Genomic DNA, 21,270 nt, shown 5'->3' with positions numbered 1-21,270 from the left:
TATCGATTTGTCATACAAATACGGAGACCATGATGGCCGGCGCCCCCACGCAGAAAAAGAAATTTCGCTCGCAGGAGTGGTTCGACAATCCCGACAATCCGGGGATGACGGCGCTTTACCTCGAGCGCTATCTGAATTACGGGCTGACGCGTGCCGAACTGATGTCGGGCAAGCCGCTGATCGGCATCGCCCAGACCGGCTCGGATCTGTCGCCCTGCAATCGCCATCATATCGAGCTGGCCAAGCGCGTGCGCGAGGGCATCGTCTCGATGGGCGGCATCCCTTTCGAGTTCCCATGCCACCCGATCCAGGAGACGGGCAAACGCCCAACCGCCGCACTCGACCGCAACCTCGCCTATCTCGGCCTGGTCGAGGTGCTCTACGGCTACCCGCTCGACGGCGTCGTGCTCACCATCGGCTGCGACAAGACGACGCCGGCCATGCTGATGGCAGCGGCCACCGTCAACATTCCGGCTATCGCGCTGTCGGTCGGCCCGATGCTGAACGGCTGGCACAAGGGCAAGCGCACCGGCTCCGGCACCATCGTCTGGGAATCGCGCCAGCGCCTGTCGGCAGGCGAAATCGGCTATGACGAGTTCATGGACATCGTCGCCTCCTCGGCGCCGTCCACCGGCTATTGCAACACTATGGGCACCGCCACCACCATGAATTCGCTGGCCGAGGCGCTCGGCATGCAGCTGCCGGGCTCGGCCGCGATCCCCGCTCCCTATCGCGAGCGTGGCCAGATCGCCTATGAGACGGGAAAACGCATCGTCGACATGGTGCATGAGGATCTGAAGCCCTCCGACATCATGACCCGACAGGCCTTCGAGAATGCCATCGTCGTCAATTCGGCCATCGGCGGCTCGACCAATGCGCCGATCCATCTCAACGCCATCGCACGCCATCTCGGCGTGCCGCTCGACAATGACGACTGGCAGCAGGTCGGCCTCAAAATACCGCTCATCGTCAACCTGCAGCCGTCGGGCGAATATCTCGGCGAGGATTATCATCATGCCGGTGGCGTGCCGGCGGTGGTGGCCGAACTGATGAAGGCCGGGCTGTTGCCCCATCCCGACGCCATGACCGTCAACGGCAAGACGATGGGCGACAATTGCAGTGGGGCCGTCAACGAGAATCTCGACGTCATCCGCACCGTCGCCGAGCCGCTGAAAGCCAATGCCGGCTTCATCAATCTTAGGGGTAATCTGTTTGATTCGGCGATTATGAAGACCAGCGGTATCTCGCCCGAATTCCGCGAACGCTATCTGTCGAACCCGAAGGACCCCGAGGCCTTCGAAGGCAACGCCATGGTCTTCGACGGGCCCGAAGACTACCACGCCCGCATCGACGATCCGGCGCAAGGCATCGACGAGCACACGATCCTATTCATGCGCGGCGCCGGCCCGATCGGTTATCCGGGCGGCGCCGAAGTCGTCAACATGCAGCCGCCGGCCCATCTCATTAAGAAAGGCATTCATGCGCTGGCCTGCATCGGCGACGGTCGCCAGTCGGGCACGTCGGGCTCGCCGTCGATCCTCAACGCCTCGCCCGAAGCCGCCATAGGCGGCGGGCTGGCGCTGTTGAAGACCGGTGACCGCGTCCGCATCGACCTGCGCAAGGGCACCGCCGACATTCTCGTCACCGACGACGAGATCACGCGCCGTCGCGCCGAGCTGCAGAACAGTGGCGGCTATCACTACCCCAAGCACCAGACGCCATGGCAGGAGATCCAGCGCGGCATGGTCGACCAGTTTTCCGAAGGAATGGTGCTGAAGCCGGCGGTGAAATACCAGGATGTGGCGCACACCCGCGGCGTGCCGCGGGACAATCACTAATGCATGTCGCCCAAAAGTGTGCAGCGGCTTTGGGACAACGACATGCATAAAAACAAAGGTCTAAAGGGCGTCGCCTGTTTCAGACGACGCGCTTTAGACGCCCGTCTGCGGCGCTTTCCGCTGGCGGCGGCTTGAACCGATCAAGCCGCCGCTATATGTCTGCTGGGCCCGCCGCTCAGAGATAGCCGGTGATCTCCGGCGCTTTGTCCTGCCTGTCGCGCTTGCCGTCCTCGTAGACAATTGGTGATGCGGCGAGTTCCTCTTCGGTGACGTCATCGAGGCAAGCGACGTTCACCGCCCAGAAATTTCCGCCCATGAAGTCGAGATAGCCGCGCGAGAGAAAATTCGCGCCGCAGTTCGGGCACATATAGTGGTTGATGTCGCCTTCCGGCCAGTTCGACGGCGTCGCCTTGTATTCCCGCATCCGGTCGCGGCCATCCGTCACCCGCACGGCCTCATAGGCCGCGAAGGACTTCCGGTAGCCGAGTTTCCAGCAGAAGCTGCAATTGCATTTGCGGATACCCTCGGCGAGGTCGATTTCGGCTTCGAAACGGACCGCGCCGCAATGGCAGCTGCCGTGATAGGTCTTTTTCATGGTTCTCCTCCAGACGTGTTCTGGCTCGGCCAAACCGGCTCGGAGCCATAGCATCCTCTGCTGCAAGGATGGCGCTTGACAAGCGGGCGCTACAAATCCACGATCATGGCAAGGGGTGCATCGCGACGACCCCGTGAGGCGTCAGCCCAACGTTCGCGTCCAAGCTTCTCTCTCAAGGAGGTGGACGCCATGCCGTCGACAACCGCTATCACCGTATCGCAACTGTCCCGTCTGATTGGTCTGCCGGGTGCGCCCGCGATCATCGATGTTCGCATCGAAGAGGACTACAACGCCGATCCGCGCCTGCTGCCGGCCTCAAACCGGCGTGATTTCAAAACCGTATCGACCTGGGCATCTGAATTCGCCGGCCGCCGAGTGACGGTCGTCTGCCAAAAAGGGCAGAAGCTCTCGCAAGGCGTGGCCGCATGGCTGCGGCATGACGGCATTGCCGCCGAATCCCTCGAAGGCGGTTTCGAGGCCTGGCGCGATGCCAAGGGGTTTTTGGTCCATGCCGGCAAGATACCGCCCCGCGATGAAAAGGGCCGCACCGTGTGGGTGACGCGGACCCGCCCGAAGGTCGATCGCATCGCCTGCCCCTGGCTTATCCGGCGTTTCGTCGATCCGAGCGCTGTTTTTCTCTTTGTCGAGGCGGCCGAAGTGTTGGCCACTGCAGATCGCTTTCAGGCCGTGCCTTTCGACATCGACGATGTGTTCTGGTCACACCGCGGCGAACGCTGCACCTTCGACACAATGATCGAAGAGTTCGGACTCGAATCCGAACCGCTCGATCGCCTCGCCATGATTGTGCGCGCAGCCGACACTGCAAGTCTCGATCTGGTTCCCCAGGCGGCCGGATTCCTGGCCGCCTCGCTTGGCCTGTCGCGGATGTTTCGCGACGATCTGGAACAGCTGGAGGCAGGCATGCTGCTCTACGATGCGTTTTTCCGATGGTGCCGCGACGCCACCGAGGAGACGCACAACTGGCCAAGCGTGAGCATGAGCAAGCCATTATGAGCGCCCGGGCTTCTGACACAGCGGGGGCTTCTGACAAAATGGGGGCTTCGGAGAAAATGGGCGAGATCGTCGAAGCGCCGGCTGCGCCAACCTTCCGCGAAGGCGTAAAGCTCTGGGCGAAAATCGGCCTGGTCAGCTTCGGCGGGCCGGCCGGGCAGATCGCGCTCATGCACAAGGAGCTGGTCGAGGAACGGCGTTGGATCGGCGAGCAACGTTTCCTGCATGCGTTGAACTACTGCATGCTGCTGCCCGGCCCTGAAGCCCAGCAACTCGCCATCTATATCGGCTGGCTGCTGCACCGGACGATCGGCGGCCTGGTCGCCGGGATCCTCTTCGTCGCGCCGGGCGCGCTTGTGATGCTCACCTTGAGCATCCTCTATGCGCTGTATGGCGACGCTCCGCTCGTCGAGGCGCTGTTTTTCGGGGTGAAAGCAGCCGTGCTCGCCATCGTGATCGAGGCGATGATCCGGATCGGACGTCGGGCCCTGAAGAACCGGGTCATGGTTTCGATCGCGCTCGCCGCCTTCATTGCCATCTATGCATTGAACCTGCCGTTTCCGCTCATCATCCTGCTTGCCGGCGTGACGGGCTGGATTGGAAACCGTGTTGCGCCGGCCCTTTTTTCCGGTGCGGCACACGGCAAAGACGCGGTTCCCGACATCAAGGGCGCGGTCGACCTGATGTTCGAGCGCGGCGAGCTGGCCCACACCAGGCCGACGCGATGGCATGCGCCGCGCATCATTGCGATCTGGCTGCCGATCTGGCTCGGCCCCGTGCTGCTGATCTGGGCGTTCACCGGATCCACCAGCGTGTGGACTGAGATCGGTGGCTTCTTCAGCGTCATGGCGGTCGTCACCTTCGGCGGCGCTTATGCGGTCCTTGCCTATGTCGCGCAGGCAGCGGTCGAGTCCTTCGGCTGGCTCGCACCCGGTGAAATGGTCGATGGCCTCGGGCTTGCCGAAACCACGCCTGGTCCGCTCATTCTGGTCCTGCAGTTCGTCGGCTTTCTTGCCGCGTTCCGCCAATCCGGATCGTTGAGCCCGCTGCTTGCAGGATCGCTTGGGGCGATGCTCACCCTATGGGCGACGTTCACGCCTTGCTTCTTCTGGATATTCCTCGGTGCGCCCTACATCGAAGCCCTGCGCGGCAACAAGGCACTGTCGGCGGCACTGGGCGCGATCACCGCTGCCGTCGTCGGCGTCATCATGAATCTCGCTCTGTGGTTCGGCTTGCACGTCATTTTCGGCGAGGTGCGCAACATCGGGCTTGGAATGGACGTGCCGGTGCTCTCATCCATCGACTGGCGCGCGGCGCTGCTGTCGTGTGCTGCCATGATCGCCATTCTGAAGCTGAAGATCGGCATGCTGCCGACGCTTGCGGGATCGGCCCTCGCTGGTGTTTTGTTGCTGGCAGCGAGCGGGTAGCGGCTCCGTGCGGCCGTCGCTTCATTGTAGTTCGGGCATTCGGATAGCAACATCATGGCGCGACGACGCTCTTCCCTAGGCTTCCTCGGAATGTTCGGCCGATCAGGCGACCTCAGGCAACTCGACGCCGCGTTACGCGGCGTCGACCTTCATCCCGCCCTTGTGCCGGAGGGAGCAAAGCTCACCATCGTCAATCTGATGAAGGACCACTGGCCTGACGAGCCGCCACCACAAGCCTATCCACCGGTGGCGCAGCTGCTTGGCTATTGTATTGCCGGACCGGAAGCATTCGAGCAATTCAACGGCCTTCAACATAGGCTGGGTGCGGAGCGCCGGATCGAGGCGGCACTTGAGGCCGAAGACAGCTTCGATGCGCAAATCATACTGATGACGCTGCATGCCAAGCTGATCAGTGGCGAAGTCGTCGAGCGCTACGGGTTGAGGGCCGACTGACCGTTTTGACGAGAAGCGTTCTCAGCCGCCCATGCCGCTGCGCGGCAGATGGATCAGATTGCCGAAGCGGGCGCGCAACTTATCGTCGACCAGCTTCGGGACATGGCGCGGGAAGCGCTCGGCGAGGATGCGTTTCTTCTCGATGATCGCCCGCTGCAAGATGTCGGGCCTGCCTTTCTCGTTCCACTCCTTCGGCGAAAAGCGGTCGCCGACCGCCGGATAGTAATATTCCGTCTGCATCAGCCGCAGCGTCTGCTCGTTGCCGAGATAGTGACCCGGCCCCTTCAGGCAGACGTCGGCGATGGTGTCTAACGACAGCGACTCATCGGTCACTTCAATGCCGCGCACGCAGCGCAGGCAATGGCCGAGCATGTCGTTGTCGATGATCAGACTTTCCAGGCAGAAACCGAGCAGTGAGGCGTGCATGCCGGCCGATTCGTAAACAAGGTTGAGGCCGGCAAGGCCGGCCATCACATCGGTGATGCCTTTTTCGTAACCGGACTGAATATCAGGCAGTTTCGAATCCGTCATGCCGGCGGCCGAACCGCCCGGCAAGTCGTAGAACTGCGCCATCTGGGCGCAGGCAGACGTCAGCACCGCTTGCTCGGCCGAGCCGCCCGACATGGCGCCGGTCCTGAGATCCGAGACGAACGGCCAGGTGCCGAAGATCGCCGGATGCCCGGGTTTGATGGCGTTGACGTAGACAAGGCCGGCGAGCACCTCGGCCACCGCTTGCACTACCGCACCGGCAATCGCTGCCGGCGCCGTGGCGCCCGCCTGGCCGGCCGACAGCAATAGGATCGGAATGCCGCCTTCGACGCAGGCCTCGAGCACGCCGCAGGCGTCCTCGGCGAATTTCATCGGCGGCACGACAAAACAGTTCGAATTGGAGACGAAAGGCCGCGCGCGAAAATTCTCTTCGCCGCCGGCAATCGCATAGAGCATGTCGAGCGCCGGCTTGACGTTCTCGCGCACCGTGAAGGATGTGCCGACATGCTTCGACGTGCCCATCACGCAGGCGTAGAGCGTGTTGAAATCCATGTCGAGCGGATCGGGAATGTCGCGCGGCACCATCGGCCGCTGGAAGAAATGGATGTTGTCGAGTCCTTCGACGATGCGGGCGGCGTCATAGATGTCCTGCAGCAGCGACTCGCGATACTCGCGCTTCTCGACATCGACCAGATGCACCGCGGCGCCTGCCGTGCCGTAATGCACGCGCTTGCCCTGGATCAGCATGTCGTGCTTGGGATCCTGGCCATGCAGGGTGAAGTGGCGTGCGGCCTTCTTGATGGTATCGAGGACGAGCGCGCGCGGAAAACGAATGCGGCCGTCCTCGCCGAGGGTGGCGCCGGCCTTGGTCAGCGCCTCGATGCAGGATGGGATAGCATTGGCGAAACCGACCGTTTCAAGCAGCGTCAGCACCGCTTCGTGGATGCGCTCGCGGTCGATATCGCTGAGCGGCCCGTAGCTTCCGCCTTCGAGGCCGGCGCGTACCGGCTTGATATCGTCGGCAAGTGGCGCCGCCCGCATGGCGCGACGCGCTTCGCGCCCGCCGGAACGCCGCGAACGTTGGTCCGAGGGCATATCCGGCTTCTCAACAGCCACTGACATGGGAGGCACTCCACCTTTAGCTGCGAAGCGGCTGCGGTGGTTGGTCCACCATCGGCCTGCTTCGTCCCCTTATGCCTCGAACTATGCCGCCGGCATTGGCACAGCCTATGAGCCAGCCGGGCCCGTCACATATGCCAGAGCGCTAGGAACCGTGCTCGATCCCGTCACGGCCCGAACGAGGCATCAAGCCGCCGCCGGCCTGCGCCCGGCTGCCGTCGCCAGTTCGCGGATGCCGGGCTCGATGTGCTGCAGCGCAATCGAGGAGATGCCCAGCCGCATAAAGCGCGACGGCTTTTCGGTGCGGTCGAAGAAACGGTCGCCAGGCTCGATGATGACGCTGCGCGAGGCGGCGGCCTCGGCCAGACCGCGCGAATCGGTGCCGCGCGGGCCCTCGAGCCAGAGCGACGCGCCCCCGGCGGAATCGGTCGAACGCCACTCCGGCAAGAAGGCGGTAATCGCATGGATCAGACGCTTGCGCCGTTCGTCGAAGGCGCTCGACAGCCGCCGCACCAGCGCCTCGTGATGGCCAAGCGAAAGGAACAGTGCGACCGCGCGCTGATTGTTGGCCGGCGGATGACGCAGCATGAAGCGGCGTAGCGCACGAAGCTCGGAGATCAGCCCGGCCGAGGCGACGATGTAGCCGAGCCTAAGGCCCGGAGCCAGTGTCTTCGACATCGAGCCGACATAGATGACGCGGCCCGAACGGTCGAGGCTCTTCAGCGCCTGCTGCGGCGCTTCGTCCAGAAGCTGGCTGTCATAGCCGTCCTCGATGATGATCTGGTTGTGGCGATTGGCGCGCGCCAGCAGGTCCTGCCGGCGCTCCGCCGACAGCGGCACCATGGTCGGGCAATGGTGGCTGGGCGTCACGAAGACGAAGCCGGAATCACTGGGAATAGAAGCGGTTACGATGCCGGAGTGGTCGACCGGGACCGGTGTGACATCGGCGCCCGCCAGCCGGAAGATCGAGCGTGCGTCGGGATAGCCGGGGTCTTCCATGGCGACCTTGGAGCCCTTGGTCATCAGCAGCGTCGCCAGCATGTAGAGCGCATTCTGCGCACCGAGCGTGACGATGATCTCATCGGGATTGGCGAAGATGCCGCGCCGCGGCAACAGCCGCGCCTGGATCTGCTCGATCAGCAGCGGATCGTCGCGGTCGACCATGTCGGACGCCCAGTTGCGGATCTCGAGCACGGCGAGCGCCATGCGGTTGCACTCGCGCCACTCGGCGGTCGGGAACAGTGCCGGATCGAACTGGCCATAGACAAAGGGGTAGGACGACTTGATCCAGTTGTCGTGCTTGGCCGGCGGCGGCATGTCGCTGGCCGCGATCTGTCGGCGCGCCTTCCAGTCGATCTCATTGGCCTGGTCGGGCGCCTTCTGGTGCGGTTTGGCCGGCGTTGCCAGCACGTCCGGATTGACGAAATGGCCGCGCCGTTCGCGCGCCACCAGGAAACCCTGGTCGACGAGTTGCTGGAAAGCCAGCACCACGGTGCCGCGCGCCACGCCGAGTTTCTCGGCCAGGATCCGGCAGGACGGAAGCGGCATCGAGGCGGCGATTTGCCGGTCGAGGATGGCGGCGACGATCGCTTGACGGATCTGTGCCTGCAGGGTCTGGCCGGATTCCGCCGAAATCCGGAACAGGCCGGACCATATGGCCGTGTCGTTTCGCTGTGGCATGGAAGATGTTCCTCGATGGCCAGCTTTTTTCACTTGGCTGGACCAGTCGAATGTACCGGTGGCACAAGCTGTTGCGCCAATCAATTTTTCTGATCGCTGGGATTTACGCCAGTGATCCTTCGCTGCACTGCGGCACCCCCAACGTGACGCAACGCGTCATCCCAGCGTGACGCAAACGCGTCATCGCGGCCTGACGCAACGCGTCATCCCCTGGCCTGACGCAACGCGTCATCCCTGGCATGACGCCGTGCGTCATCGCTGCGCATTGAAACCAGTTGATTTCGGCTAGATAGTTTGGACGCGACGACACGCGCCGGAAACATCCGGTCTGGTATGTAGGCATTTCAAGGCTCGGAGTGAGGCAGTGGATCAATCGTCCTTTCAAAAACAGCTCGACGCCCTGCGCGATCACCGTGCGGCCAAATCGGGCAGCATGCGCGAGGCTTTCGCCGCTGATCCGCAGCGCTTCGAAAAATTCTCCGCCACCGACGGCGACCTGCTGTTCGACTGGTCGAAATGCGCGGTCGATGCGCAGACGATGGATATGCTGGGGATGCTGGCGGGAGCCGCCGATCTCGAAGGCCGGCGCGCCGCGATGTTCTCAGGCAAGAAGATCAACGTCACCGAAGGCCGCGCCGTGCTGCACACCGCCCTGCGCAACCTGAACGGCAAGGGCATCGTGCTCGACGGTCAAGATGTGAAGGCGGAGGTTGTCGCCGTGCTCGACGCGATGGGCGTCTTCGCCGATGCCGTGCGCTCCGGCATGGCGGCCGGCGCCACAGGTAAGAAGATCACCGACATCGTCAACATCGGCATCGGCGGGTCCGACCTTGGCCCGGCCATGGCGACGCTGGCGCTGGCACCCTATCACGACGGGCCGCGCACGCACTACGTCTCCAACATCGACGGCGCTCATATCCACGACACGCTGAAGGGCCTTTCCGCCGAAACCACGCTGTTCATCGTCGCCTCGAAAACCTTCACCACGGTCGAGACGATGACCAATGCCGAGACGGCGCGCGAATGGGTCCAGAAGGCGCTCGGCAAGGAAGCGGTCGGCAAGCATTTCGCCGCCGTCTCGACGGCGCTGGAGCTGGTGGCCAAGTTCGGCATCGCTTCCGACCGCGTCTTCGGCTTCTGGGACTGGGTCGGCGGACGCTATTCGGTCTGGGGCGCGATCGGCCTGCCGGTGATGATCGCCGTCGGCCCGAAGAATTTTCGCGCCTTTCTCGACGGCGCGCATGCTATGGACGAACATTTTCAGACGGCGCCGCTGGCCAGGAACCTGCCGGTGCTGATGGGGCTGGTCGGCTGGTGGCATCGGGTGATCTGCCAATACCCGGCCCGCGCCGTCATCCCCTACGACCAGCGCCTGTCCAGGCTGCCGGCCTATCTGCAGCAGCTCGACATGGAATCGAACGGCAAGAGCGTCACCCTCGACGGCGGCGCTGTGACGACGCCGACCGGCCCACTGGTCTGGGGCGAGCCCGGCACCAATGGCCAGCACGCCTTCTTCCAGCTGCTGCACCAGGGCACCGATTTCATTCCGGTCGAATTCCTCGCAGCCGCCATCGGCCATGAGCCGGATCTCAAGCATCACCACGATCTGTTGCTCGCCAACTGCCTGGCGCAGTCGGAGGCCTTCATGAAGGGTCGCACGCTTGAGGAAGCGCGCGCGCAGATGCTGGCAAAAGGCATGACGCCTGCCGAGGTTGACAGGATCGCCCCGCACCGCGTCTTCTCCGGCAACCGGCCCTCGGTGACGATCCTCTACAGACAACTCGATCCGCATACGTTCGGGCGGCTGATCGCGCTCTATGAGCACCGCGTCTTCGTCGAAGGCACGCTCTTCAACATCAATTCCTTCGACCAGTGGGGCGTCGAACTCGGCAAGGAACTGGCGACCGGCCTGCTGCCTGTCGTGGAAGGCAAGGAGAATGCCGCAAAGCGGGACGCTTCGACCGCCGGACTAGTGGGACATATCCACCGATTGCGCGGATCGGAGTAGGGCTTGGCCGAGATCAAGGGAATATTATTCGACAAGGATGGCACGCTTGTCGACTTCAACGCTACATGGCTCGGCGTTGCTGATTTCATGGCTATGGATGCCTCGGAGGGCGACCGCTGGAAGGCCGACAGGCTGCTTGCCGCGGCGGGCTACGATTTCGCCACCAAACGCTTCAAGCCCGACTCCATCTTTGCCTCCGGCACCAACATGGATGTCGTCGAGCTTTGGTTTCCGCGGCTCTCGGATGAAGACCAGATGCTTGCCGTCGCCCGCTTCAACGAGATCACCTCGGTGCAGGGCTCGGCGATGGCGGTGGCGCTGCCGGGCATCGTCGAGACGCTCGGCGTTCTTCACAGGAAATCCTACCGGCTCGGCGTCGCCACCAACGATTCGACCACTGGCGCGGAAAAGACATTGCTGACGCTCGGCGTCGCGCAGCTGTTCGATGCCGCCTATGGTTACGACGCGGTGGCCAATCCGAAACCGGCGCCCGATACGATCCTTGCCTTCTCGGACCTGACCGGCCTGAGACCGGCCGCGATCGCCATGGTCGGCGACAATCGCCACGATCTGGAGATGGCGCGGGCCGGCGGCTGCGGTCTGGCAATCGGCGTGCTCTCCGGCACCGGCACGCGGGAATCGCTATCGCAGATCGCCGACGTCATTCTGGATTCGGTTGCCGACCTGCCTGATTTTCTTTCGGCAAGGGTCAAGGAAACGACCTGAACTCGCAGGGCTACTCCGGCTCGAACGAGAAGACACCGCTCGGCTTCATCGCCGCGCCTTTTGCTTCGCCGACATCCGGCACGCGGTATTCGGCCAGCAGCCGAAGCCGCGAGCGGGGCAGGTAGGCCCGGCCCGGGTCGCCGATCAGCACATTGATGCGTGCGGCCAGGCAGCGGTCGAGGAAGGGGATGACCCGGTCGGCGAGATCTTGCCCATAAAACAAGTCGCCGGCTGCCACGACATCCACCGGCGGCGGCGGACCAGCGGTGATGTCCTGGCCGACGACTGTGATTGCGACGCTGTTCGCCGCGGCATTGAGACCGAGCGCGGCGACGCCGTTGCGGTCGATCTCGGACGCGAGCACTTCGCGCGCTCCAGCCTTTGCCGCGGCGATGCCGACGAGGCCCGACCCGGCGCCAAGGTCGAGCACGCGAAGCCCGGCCACGGACTCCGGCCGATCGAGGATGTAGCGGGCAAGCACCGCGCCGCCGGCCCAGGCATAGGCCCAGTAAGGTGGCTGCGGCTCGGGCCCGTCCTCGTCGGCTTCGGTTCCTTCTTCTTCCGGCTCGGCTGCTTGTCCTACTTGATGCGTGAGCCGCCACAGACCGCTCGCGGGATGGGCTGCATAAAGCCGGATTTCGGGAAGCGCAGGAACAGGGGCGATACGCATGTTCGCCTTTATGAATGTCAGCGGATCGTGACGGGAAAGCGTGTCCGCCGCGTCGTCGACAGTAAGGCAATCGCCCAAAATTCTCCTATCCCCGTAACGCCCGCCGCAGAATCTTGCCCACCAGCGTCTTCGGCAGTTCGGTCCGAAACTCGATGTATTTTGGCCGCTTGTAGCCGGTCAGGTTCTCGCGGCAATAGACGGTCAGCACCTCAGCGGTCAGCAACGGGTCCTTCTTGACGACGAACAGCTTCGGCACTTCGCCTGAATGCTCGTCCGGCACACCGATCGCCGCCACTTCGAGCACGCCCGGATGCAGGGCCACGACTTCCTCGAGTTCGTTCGGATAGACGTTGAAGCCGGACACAAGGATCATGTCCTTCTTGCGGTCGACGATCTTGGTGTAGCCGCGCTCATCCATGAAGCCCATGTCGCCCGACTTGAAGAAACCATCCTTGGTCATCACCTTGGCGGTCTCGTCCGGCCGGTTCCAGTAGCCGGCCATCACTTGCGGTCCGCGTATGCAGATCTCGCCGACTTCGCCGAGCGGCAAATCGTTGCCGTCGTCGTCGCGGATGGCGATCTCGGTCGAGGGCAGCGGCAGGCCGATCGTGCCGGTGAAGGTGCCATTGCTGAATGTGTTGGCGGTGGCCACCGGCGAGGTTTCCGAAAGCCCGTACCCCTCGGTGACCGGGCAGCCGGTCAACGCCTTCCAGCGTTCGGCAACACCCTTCTGCACCGCCATGCCGCCACCCAGCGTCAGGATCAGTGGCTTGAAGTCCAGCTTGCGGAAATCTTCATTGTTGAGCAGCGCGTTGAACAGCGTGTTGAGGCCTGGAAAGATGTGGATCGGATATTTGCCGAGTTGCTTGACGAAGCCGGGAATGTCGCGCGGATTGGGAATGAGTATGTTCTGGCCGCCGAGCTGCATGCCCATCAGTGCGTTCACCGTCAGCGCGAAGATATGGTAGAGCGGCAGCGCGCAGATGAAGTTGAGATGCGCCGGTTTCGGCTTGACCGTGAAGGCGTCCTCGATCCAGAGCGCGTTCTGCGCCACATTGGCCAGCACGTTGCTGTGCAGCAGTACCGCGCCCTTCGAGATGCCGGTGGTGCCGCCGGTATATTGCAGGAATGCGACATCGTCGGCAGCGACCTTCACCGGCTTGAAATTCATGCCGGTGCCTGCTTTCAACGCAGCGTTGAACTTGACATGGCCCGGCAGCGACCAGGCCGGGACCATCTTCTTCACGCGGCGCACGACGAGATTGACGATCGTTCCTTTCAGGCCGCCAAGCATGTCGCCCATCGCCGCGACCACGACATGCTTGACAGCCGTTTGGGCGATCACCGCCTGCAAGGTGTTGGCGAAATTTTCGAGAATGACGATGGCTTGAGCGCCTGAATCCCTGAGCTGATGTTCCAGCTCGCGCGGCGTGTAGAGCGGGTTGATGTTGACCACGACATAGCCGGCACGCAGCACTGCCATCATCGCCACCGGATATTGCAGCACGTTCGGCATCATCAGCGCCACGCGTGCGCCTTTCGGCAGTCCCGTAGACTGCAGATAGGCGCCGAAGGCGGCCGATTGCCGCTCGACTTCCGCATAGGTGATGGTCTTGCCCATGCAGGTGAAGGCCGGCCGGCTGGCATACTGCTTGCAGGCGTCGGCGAGCAGATCGCCGATGGAGCCGAAGGGCAGGGCGCCGATTTCGGCAGGAACGACCTTCGGGTAGCTCTTGAGCCAAGGCCTTTCCGGCGATCCGGCGCCAACCGCTTTCGGCAATCTCTCGGCCGGACCCGGCTTCGACGCCGATGTTGCCGATGTCGGTGCCGCTTTCGGCTTGGCAACGGCTTTGGCCGTCGGCGCCTTTGGCTTGTCGGAGCTGGCCGGTTTTGCGGCAGTTTTGGCCCTCGTTTTCGCGGGGGCCGTTGTCCTTGGTGCTTTTGCCACCTGTCCCTCCCTCGGTTGTTCTTATTGTCTCTGCTTACCCGCCGCGTTGCCTCCGAATGACAAGAGACATCCTCCGCTGCTGCCGGCATCCAGGAAATCCAGCCTGCCATCTATGTATTGCGACTATCGGCAGCCGTGCAAGTCTGCCCCTGCGGCAAGACGGGAAAGAAAATCTTCTGCGCCGACGACAAGCCGATGGTCGCGGTTCCTCACCAACGCCGGGTTGAAGATCAATAAAAAAATGCAGTCGTTAATAATACCGTGATCGGCAGAAATTGACATTTCATTCTCTTTCTCGCGGATTCCGAAGAACTGAATTCTGCTTCCCATGGGGTAGGCAAACGGGGTGTTCCAAAGCCGGAAAAACGGTGCTTATATGCGCGCTTCGCGAGCCTGATAGAGGGGCTTGGAAGAACATCAGGGAGTCCTCCATGAAAAAGAAACTGACTTTTGCGGCCGCGTTGCTGGCCGCAAGCGTCCTCGGCGGCATGGCCAATGCGAAACAGCTTGTCTACTGCTCGGAGGCGTCGCCGGCCGGCTTCGACCCGTCGCCGTGGAGCGGTGGCAACGACTTCGACGCGTCTTCGCGCACCATCTATTCGCGCCTGGTCGAGTTCGAACACGGCAAGACCACCATCACCCCCGGCCTCGCCGAGAGCTGGACGGTTTCCGACGACGGTCTCGAATACACGTTCAAGCTTCGGCCGGGTGTGAAGTTCCAGACCACCGACTACTTCACGCCGACGCGCGATCTCAACGCCGACGACGTGATCTTCTCCTTCGAACGCCAGTGGAAGAAGGAAAACCCGTGGTTCGACTATCTGGCAGGCACCGGCTGGGAATATTTTGCCGGCATGGGCTTCCCGGATCTTCTCAAGGAAATCGTCAAGGTCGACGACCTGACGGTGAAATTCGTACTGAACAAGCCTGAGGTCGCTTTCCTGCCGGACCTCGGCATGGATTTTGCTTCGATCGTCTCCAAGGAATATGCCGACCAACTCGACAAGGCCGGCACCAGGCAGCAATTCACCCAGAAGCCGATCGGCACCGGTCCGTTCCAGTTCGTCGACTACCAGGTCGATGCGGTCATCCGCTATGCGGCATGGGACGGCTACTATGGCGGCCGCCAGAAAATCGACGATCTGATCTTCGCCATCACGACCGATCCGGCCGTGCGCGCGCAGAAGCTGAAGGCAGGCGAGTGCGATATCATGTCGTACCCGGCGCCGGCCGACATCGCCGGCCTGCAGGCTGACCCAAACCTCAAGGTCGACGAGCAGGAAGGCCTGAACATCGGCTACATGGCCTACAACACGACGCAGCCGCCCTTCGACAAGGTCGAGGTCCGCAAGGCCCTCAACATGGCTGTCAACAAGCAGGCCATTCTCGATGCGGTCTATCAGGGCGCTGGCCAGGCGGCCATAAACCCGATCCCGCCGACGATGTGGTCCTATAACAAGGACATCAAGGACGATCCGTACGACCCTGACGCGGCCAAGAAGATGCTGACCGATGCCGGCGTCACGGATCTCTCGATGAAGATCTGGGCAATGCCGGTCAGCCGCCCGTACAATCCGAACGCCAAAAGAGTCGCTGAACTGATCCAGGCCGACTACGCCAAGATCGGCGTGAAGGCCGAGATCGTCAGCTACGAATGGACCGAGTATCGCGAACGCGGCAAGCAGAAGGATCGTGACGGCGCCTTCCAGCTCGGCTGGACCGGCGACAATGGCGATCCGGACAACTTCCTGTTCCTGCTCGGCTGCGATGCCATCGGCCAGTCCAACTATGCGATCTGGTGCAACCAGGACTTCGAGGCTCTGCTGCAGAAGGGCAAGGCAACCACGGACGTCGCCGAGCGCACCAAGATCTACGAGGAAGCTCAGGTCGTGTTCAAGCGTGAGGCGCCATGGCTGACCATCGCCCATTCCAAGGTCTTCATGCCGATGAACAAGAAAGTTACCGGCTTCGTCATGGACCCGCTCGGCATTCATAGGTTCGACGGCGTCGACGTCACCGAATAACTCCTCAGAGATTGGACGGCGGCGCTGGACTTCCGGCGCCGCCGTTCTATGAAGTAAGATGCTCCGCTATCTCCTCCACAAGCTCGCCTTGATCATCCCGACCGTGTTCGGCATATCGCTGGCTGCGTTCGCTTTCGTCCGGCTTCTGCCGGGCGACCCGATCCTGGCCCTGGCCGGCGAGCGCGGCGTCAGCCCCGAACGCTATGCGGAGCTTATCGAGCGGTTTGGCTACAACCGGCCTTATGTCGTCCAGTATCTGGAGTATATCGGCAGGGTCCTGACCGGCGACTTCGGCATTTCGATCGCGACCAAGCGGCCGGTGCTCGGTGAATTCCAGGCACTATTTCCGGCGACGTTGGAACTGGCAACGATCGCGCTGATCATTGCCGTGCTCGTCGGCATTCCCGCCGGCATCTTCGCCGCGATCAAGCGCGGATCATGGTTCGACCAGGCGACGATGGGTGTGGCTCTGACCGGCTATTCGATGCCGATCTTCTGGTGGGGGCTGCTGCTCATCATCTTCTTCTCCGGCTATCTCGGCTGGACGCCGGTTTCCGGCCGCATCGGCCTTCAGTATTTCTTCAAGCCGACGACGGGATTCATGCTGATCGACAGCCTGATCTCCGGCAAGAGCGGCGCTTTCAGGTCCGCCGCCAGTCATCTGGTCCTGCCGGCGATCGTGCTGGCGACGATTCCGCTCGCCGTTATAGCGCGCCAGACGCGGTCGGCGATGCTGGAGGTGCTGGGCGAGGACTACGTCCGCACCGCCCGCGCCAAGGGCCTGGCGCCGCGCCGCGTCATCGGGCTCCACGCTTTTCGCAATGCGCTGATCCCCGTCGTTACCACCATCGGCCTGCAGGTCGGCACGCTGATGGCGGGCGCCATCCTGACCGAAACGATCTTTTCGTGGCCCGGTATCGGCAAGTGGATGATCGACGCGATCGCCAAGCGCGACTATGTCGTCGTCCAGAGCGGCTTGCTGATCATCGCCCTGATCGTCATGGCGGTGAACCTGATCGTCGACGTGCTCTACGCCGTCATCAACCCACGTATCCGGGTGCAGTGAGATGACCGACCAAACCACGGCAGAAGCCACCGCCGCCGCCATTCCGACCGGCGGCCGGCAGCGCGCCTTCACCGAGTTCTGGCATTACTACTCGATGAACACCGGCGCCGTCATCGGCCTTGTCGTGTTCTCGGCTCTGGTGCTGATCGCGATTTTCGCACCGCTGGTCGCGCCGCATTCGCCTGACGAACAGTTTCGCGATGCGCTGCTGACGCCCCCGGTCTGGCAGGAGGGCGGCAAATCGATGTTCCTGCTCGGCACCGACGCGGTTGGCCGCGACATGCTTTCGCGGCTGATTTTCGGGGCGCGGTTCTCACTGTTCATCGGTCTGGTCGTCGTGGTTTTCTCGCTGACCAGCGGCATCGTCCTCGGCGTGCTCGCCGGCTATTTCCGCGGCTGGGTCGATACGCTGATCATGCGCATCATGGACGTCATTCTGGCCTTCCCGTCGCTGCTCCTCGCCCTGGTTCTGGTGGCGATCCTCGGGCCTGGCCTGTTCAACGCCATGCTGGCGATTGCGCTGGTGCTGCAGCCGCATTTCGCGCGGCTCACGCGCGCGGCGGTGATGGCCGAAAAGAACCGCGAATATGTGATCTCCGCCAAGGTGGCCGGTGCCAGTCATCTCAGGCTGATGGTGAAGACGATCTTGCCGAACTGCATGGCACCGCTGATCGTGCAGGCGACGCTGTCCTTCTCCAACGCCATTCTCGAGGCCGCGGCTCTCGGCTTCCTTGGCGTCGGTGCGCAGCCGCCAACGCCGGAATGGGGCACGATGCTGGCCACGGCGCGCGAGTTCATCCTGCGCGCGCCATGGGTGGTGACCTTTCCCGGCCTTGCCATTCTAATCACCGTGCTTGCCATCAACCTGATCGGCGATGGCCTGCGCGATGCCCTCGACCCCAAGCTGAAGAGGTCGTGACCATGCCTCTTCTCGAGATCAAGAACCTCACCGTGTCCTTCGATACCGCAGCCGGACCGTTCATGGCCGTGCAAGGCATCGACCTGTCGATCGAGCCGCGCGAAGTGCTTGCGATCGTCGGCGAATCCGGCTCCGGCAAATCGGTGGCGATGCTGGCGGTGATGGGGCTTTTGCCGAATACGGCGACGGTAAAGGCCGACCGCATGGCCTTCGACGGCATCGACCTGCTTGAGCTCAGTCTGTCCGAGCGCCGCAAGATCGTTGGCAAGGACATCTCGATGATCTTCCAGGAGCCGATCGCCAGCCTCAATCCATGCTTCACCGCCGGCTTTCAGATCGAGGAGGTGCTCCGCTTCCATATGGGCATGGACCGCGCCCAGCGCCGGGCCCGCGCCATCGAGCTGATGAAGCTGGTCGGCATTGCCGATCCGGAAGAGCGGCTGAATTCGTTCCCGCACCAGATGTCGGGCGGCCAGTGCCAGCGCGTCATGATCGCGATCGCCATTGCCTGCAATCCGAAGCTGCTGATCGCCGACGAGCCGACCACCGCGCTCGACGTCACCATCCAGAAGCAGATCCTCGACCTTCTGGTCGGGCTGCAGGCCAAATACGGCATGGGCTTGATCATGATCACCCACAATATGGGCGTGGTGGCCGAGACCGCGGACCGCGTCATCGTCCAGTACAAGGGCCGCAAGATGGAAGAGGCCGACGTTCTGTCGCTGTTCGAGCAGCCGAAGAGCAACTACACGCGCGCGCTGCTGTCGGCGCTGCCGGAGAACGCCGTCGGCGACCGGCTGCCGACCATTTCCGACATGCTGTTCGAACCGGCCCCCTCTGCTGCGGGAGCCGGTTCTCCAACGGGAGCCACGCCATGAGTGTGACGGTTCTCGAAGGCAAGAACATCGTGCGCGATTATCATGTCGGCGGCGGCCTGTTTCGTCCCTCGCGCACAGTGCACGCGGTCAAGGCCGTCTCGTTCAGCGTCGACAAGGGCAAGACGCTGGCCATCGTCGGCGAAAGCGGCTGCGGCAAGTCAACGCTCGCCCGCATCATCACCCTGATAGATCCGGCGACATCAGGCGAGCTCTTCATCGACGGCAACAAGGTCGACATCGCCAGGGATGGCTTGACCAAGGAGATGCGCCGCAAGGTGCAGATCGTCTTCCAGAACCCTTATGGTTCGCTCAATCCGCGCCAGAAGATCGGCGACGTGCTGGGCGAGCCGCTGCTCATCAACACCGACAAGCCGGCCGACGAACGGCGCGATCTCGCCATGAAGATGCTGAAGAAGGTCGGCCTCGGACCGGAACATTACAACCGCTACCCGCACATGTTCTCGGGCGGCCAGCGCCAGCGCATCGCCATTGCCCGCGCGCTGATGCTCAATCCGAGCCTTTTGGTGCTGGACGAGCCGGTTTCGGCGCTCGATCTGTCGGTGCAGGCGCAGGTACTCAACCTGCTCGCCGACCTGCAGGACGAGTTCAAGCTGACCTATGTCTTCATCAGCCACGACCTGTCGGTGGTGCGCTACATCGCCGACGACGTGATGGTCATGTATTTCGGCGAGGCCGTCGAATATGGCTCCCGCGACGAGGTCTTTGCCGACCCCAAGCACAGCTACACCAAGACGCTGTTCGCGGCGACGCCGCGCGCCGACGTGGCCAGCATCAAGGCAAGGCTGGCGAAGAAGAAGGCCGCCTAGAGTCAAAGCCCAACTACTCCTAGATGACCGAGTTTGACCGAAGGCGACCTTCAACAAGCAGAGCAGCAGGTCAAGAAGCGAGCCCATTAGCACTGGCAAAGGGAATACCGGATTCACGCCGAACCTCAGATCAAATCGATTTCAGATACTCGATTAGATCGCTCTTTTCCCGATCGGTCAGATTGAGGCCGAGATGACTGTTGTAGTGCTCGAGTACGTCACCAAGCGTGGCGAACCGCCCATCGTGGTAAAACCCGCCTTTGTGGATCTTCTCGACATCCCACAGGGCACGCAGCGGCGCGGTTCGGTACCTCTCGTCAGGAGAGCGCATCGCTTGGAAATCGTCGATCCCGATCTCCTCCGCCGTGTGCAGGTTCCAGCCCGGCTCCGTGAAGATTGGCGGGACATGGCAGGTGGCGCATCTGGCCTTCTCGTTGAACAGCGCCATCCCGTTCTCTGCAGCGGCACTGTCGAACGAGCCTTCCGGCGGCTTTGGGGTTGGCAGAGAGAGCTGGTAGAAGTGGAGGGCGGGCAGCTTGGCAGTAATCCGGTCTTCGCTGTCCTGCTTGTGGCCTTGCTTCGTTCTGGCGGCGACCGGATACTTCTCGGCGTCGTCCAGCCGCGGATCGTAAAACACGCCTTTCCCATGCATTTCGAGATTGCCTACGTAGGCGTTCCAGTAGCTCACCGTCCCCCAGGAGCCGGTCCACGTGTGGTTGTTTACGCCCGCTAGCCCGAAGGCCGGCGGATTGAGCGTGGCGGCAGTCTTGCCGTCTGGCCGGAAGGCCTTGCCATCGAGATTCAGTTCCGCATCGAATTTTCCCGGCCCCCAAGCCTCTACTGCCTTCTTCACCTCCGCTTCGGGGATCTGCAGCATTTCTACAAAGGCGGTCAGATCCGGCGCCAAGGCCACGATCGCCCCTATATTGAGGTCTCGGTTGGGCCAGCCGTCGAGTCGGTGCCCGATGCCCGGCGCATATGAGTCGTCGACCGTCGAATGGCACACCGCGCACTGAATGCCGACGGAAGTCAGCGTCTTCCCGTCCTCGCCAAAAAAACCGGTTACTCCGACAACGGCGTTGGCTTTGAGCAGGAGAAGCGTGGTGGCCGGGTCCGCGAGATCGACTTCACCTTTGTTAAGTGCCTCGGCCACATCCTTCGGGATGGCGTTCACATCGACCTTCAGGCCGAGTTCGAGGGCCTTTTGCGGGCTGAGCCCTGGTCCTGCGCCACCTAGCTTATCGCCAGCGATCGCGTCGTGAAGCTTGAGCTTTCCACCCCAGAAATCCTCGCTGCCGAACGTATCGAAGCGGAATGTCTCGCGGCCTTCTTCAAGATACTGCTTAGCCTGCTCAGCGGCCGCGTCGTCAAAATCCTTCCCGCTTGTCGATCCCTTCGCGCTCATTTGGGCAGCGGTCGGTATCAGAGTTGAGGAGAGCACGAGAACGGAAAAGCAGGCGATTACCTTAACACGCATGAGCATTGGCAGTCCTCCCTAATAGATTTGCCGGTCGGCAGCCTCCATGGTTGGCCGGATCCAACACAGATCTTCACCGGCGCTCTGCGGCCGATGAGCATTGGATGGTCCCAAC

At 62.6% G+C, this 21,270-nt stretch carries 18 protein-coding genes; 11 read left to right on the top strand and 7 right to left on the bottom strand.

Annotated features, from left to right (window positions below):
- The first annotated feature begins 32 nt into the window (after positions 1–32).
- A complete protein-coding gene (locus EN807_RS01235; protein WP_135933576.1) occupies positions 33–1,838 on the top strand; it encodes an IlvD/Edd family dehydratase in 1,806 nt (601 codons plus the stop codon).
- Positions 1,839–2,013: 175 nt separating this feature from the next.
- Here the strand turns inward: EN807_RS01235 and EN807_RS01230 are convergent, their stop codons facing one another.
- Positions 2,014–2,433 carry a GFA family protein gene (locus EN807_RS01230; protein ID WP_135933575.1) on the bottom strand — a complete coding sequence of 140 codons (420 nt, stop codon included), beginning with the start codon at positions 2,431–2,433 and terminating at the stop codon, positions 2,014–2,016.
- A gap of 189 nt (positions 2,434–2,622) precedes the next feature.
- On the opposite strand from EN807_RS01230, the gene EN807_RS01225 reads away from it, so the two are divergent.
- Genes EN807_RS01225 through EN807_RS01215 form a run of 3 tightly spaced genes read left to right on the top strand, consistent with a single transcriptional unit; the run spans position 2,623 to position 5,324 of the window.
- A complete protein-coding gene (locus EN807_RS01225; RefSeq protein WP_135935743.1) occupies positions 2,623–3,447 on the top strand; it encodes a chromate resistance protein ChrB domain-containing protein in 825 nt (274 codons plus the stop codon).
- Positions 3,448–3,503: 56 nt separating this feature from the next.
- The gene (gene chrA, locus EN807_RS01220) at positions 3,504–4,871 is read left to right on the top strand and encodes a chromate efflux transporter (RefSeq protein WP_246683991.1); all 1,368 of its coding nucleotides are present in this window, start codon (positions 3,504–3,506) and stop codon (positions 4,869–4,871) included.
- Positions 4,872–4,925: 54 nt separating this feature from the next.
- Positions 4,926–5,324, top strand: coding sequence for a hypothetical protein (locus EN807_RS01215; RefSeq protein WP_135933573.1), 399 nt, complete (start codon positions 4,926–4,928; stop codon positions 5,322–5,324).
- A 21-nt stretch (positions 5,325–5,345) separates the two neighbouring features.
- On the opposite strand, the gene EN807_RS01210 is transcribed toward EN807_RS01215, so the two are convergent.
- On the bottom strand, positions 5,346–6,935 hold the full coding sequence (locus EN807_RS01210) for a trimethylamine methyltransferase family protein (protein ID WP_135933572.1): 1,590 nt from the start codon (positions 6,933–6,935) through the stop codon (positions 5,346–5,348).
- 183 nt (positions 6,936–7,118) lie between these two features.
- Positions 7,119–8,612, bottom strand: a complete 1,494-nt coding sequence (locus EN807_RS01205; protein WP_135933571.1) for a PLP-dependent aminotransferase family protein — start codon at positions 8,610–8,612, stop codon at positions 7,119–7,121.
- A gap of 364 nt (positions 8,613–8,976) precedes the next feature.
- Here EN807_RS01205 and pgi point away from each other — a divergent pair, with 364 nt between their 5' ends.
- Positions 8,977–10,620 carry a glucose-6-phosphate isomerase gene (pgi, locus tag EN807_RS01200; protein ID WP_135933570.1) on the top strand — a complete coding sequence of 548 codons (1,644 nt, stop codon included), beginning with the start codon at positions 8,977–8,979 and terminating at the stop codon, positions 10,618–10,620.
- Positions 10,621–10,623: 3 nt separating this feature from the next.
- Positions 10,624–11,346 carry an HAD family hydrolase gene (locus EN807_RS01195; protein ID WP_135933569.1) on the top strand — a complete coding sequence of 241 codons (723 nt, stop codon included), beginning with the start codon at positions 10,624–10,626 and terminating at the stop codon, positions 11,344–11,346.
- A 10-nt stretch (positions 11,347–11,356) separates the two neighbouring features.
- Here the strand turns inward: EN807_RS01195 and EN807_RS01190 are convergent, their stop codons facing one another.
- The 3 genes from EN807_RS01190 to EN807_RS35365 all read right to left on the bottom strand — a co-directional run bounded on the left by EN807_RS01190 (position 11,357) and on the right by EN807_RS35365 (position 14,246).
- Positions 11,357–12,016, bottom strand: a complete 660-nt coding sequence (locus EN807_RS01190; protein WP_135935742.1) for a 50S ribosomal protein L11 methyltransferase — start codon at positions 12,014–12,016, stop codon at positions 11,357–11,359.
- A gap of 85 nt (positions 12,017–12,101) precedes the next feature.
- Positions 12,102–13,964: a long-chain fatty acid--CoA ligase gene (locus EN807_RS01185; RefSeq protein WP_135933568.1), complete on the bottom strand. Its 1,863-nt coding sequence runs from the start codon at positions 13,962–13,964 to the stop codon at positions 12,102–12,104.
- 123 nt (positions 13,965–14,087) lie between these two features.
- Entirely contained in the window at positions 14,088–14,246 is a 159-nt protein-coding gene (locus EN807_RS35365; RefSeq protein ID WP_164783741.1) for a hypothetical protein, read from the bottom strand.
- A gap of 149 nt (positions 14,247–14,395) precedes the next feature.
- On the opposite strand from EN807_RS35365, the gene EN807_RS01180 reads away from it, so the two are divergent.
- The 5 genes from EN807_RS01180 to EN807_RS01160 are packed head-to-tail and all read left to right on the top strand — an operon-like array spanning position 14,396 to position 19,678.
- Positions 14,396–15,988 carry an ABC transporter substrate-binding protein gene (locus EN807_RS01180; protein ID WP_135933567.1) on the top strand — a complete coding sequence of 531 codons (1,593 nt, stop codon included), beginning with the start codon at positions 14,396–14,398 and terminating at the stop codon, positions 15,986–15,988.
- 58 nt (positions 15,989–16,046) lie between these two features.
- Entirely contained in the window at positions 16,047–17,054 is a 1,008-nt protein-coding gene (locus EN807_RS01175; protein WP_135933566.1) for an ABC transporter permease subunit, read from the top strand.
- 1 nt (position 17,055) lies between these two features.
- Complete coding sequence (locus EN807_RS01170) at positions 17,056–17,973, top strand: ABC transporter permease subunit (protein WP_135933565.1); 918 nt, start codon at positions 17,056–17,058, stop codon at positions 17,971–17,973.
- 2 nt (positions 17,974–17,975) lie between these two features.
- On the top strand, positions 17,976–18,851 hold the full coding sequence (locus EN807_RS01165) for an ABC transporter ATP-binding protein (protein WP_135935741.1): 876 nt from the start codon (positions 17,976–17,978) through the stop codon (positions 18,849–18,851).
- Complete coding sequence (locus EN807_RS01160) at positions 18,848–19,678, top strand: dipeptide ABC transporter ATP-binding protein (protein ID WP_135933564.1); 831 nt, start codon at positions 18,848–18,850, stop codon at positions 19,676–19,678. Before EN807_RS01165 ends, EN807_RS01160 begins: the two co-directional genes overlap by 4 nt.
- Positions 19,679–19,808: 130 nt before the next feature.
- Here EN807_RS01160 and EN807_RS01155 read toward each other — a convergent pair whose 3' ends face one another.
- Positions 19,809–21,161, bottom strand: a complete 1,353-nt coding sequence (locus EN807_RS01155; RefSeq protein ID WP_135933563.1) for a hypothetical protein — start codon at positions 21,159–21,161, stop codon at positions 19,809–19,811.
- Between the last annotated feature and the right edge of the window lie 109 nt (positions 21,162–21,270).

Source organism: Mesorhizobium sp. M5C.F.Ca.ET.164.01.1.1 (assembly GCF_004792125.1).
In the GTDB taxonomy this organism is placed as follows: domain Bacteria; phylum Pseudomonadota; class Alphaproteobacteria; order Rhizobiales; family Rhizobiaceae; genus Mesorhizobium; species Mesorhizobium wenxiniae.
This window is presented reverse-complemented; position numbering and strand designations above follow the sequence as displayed.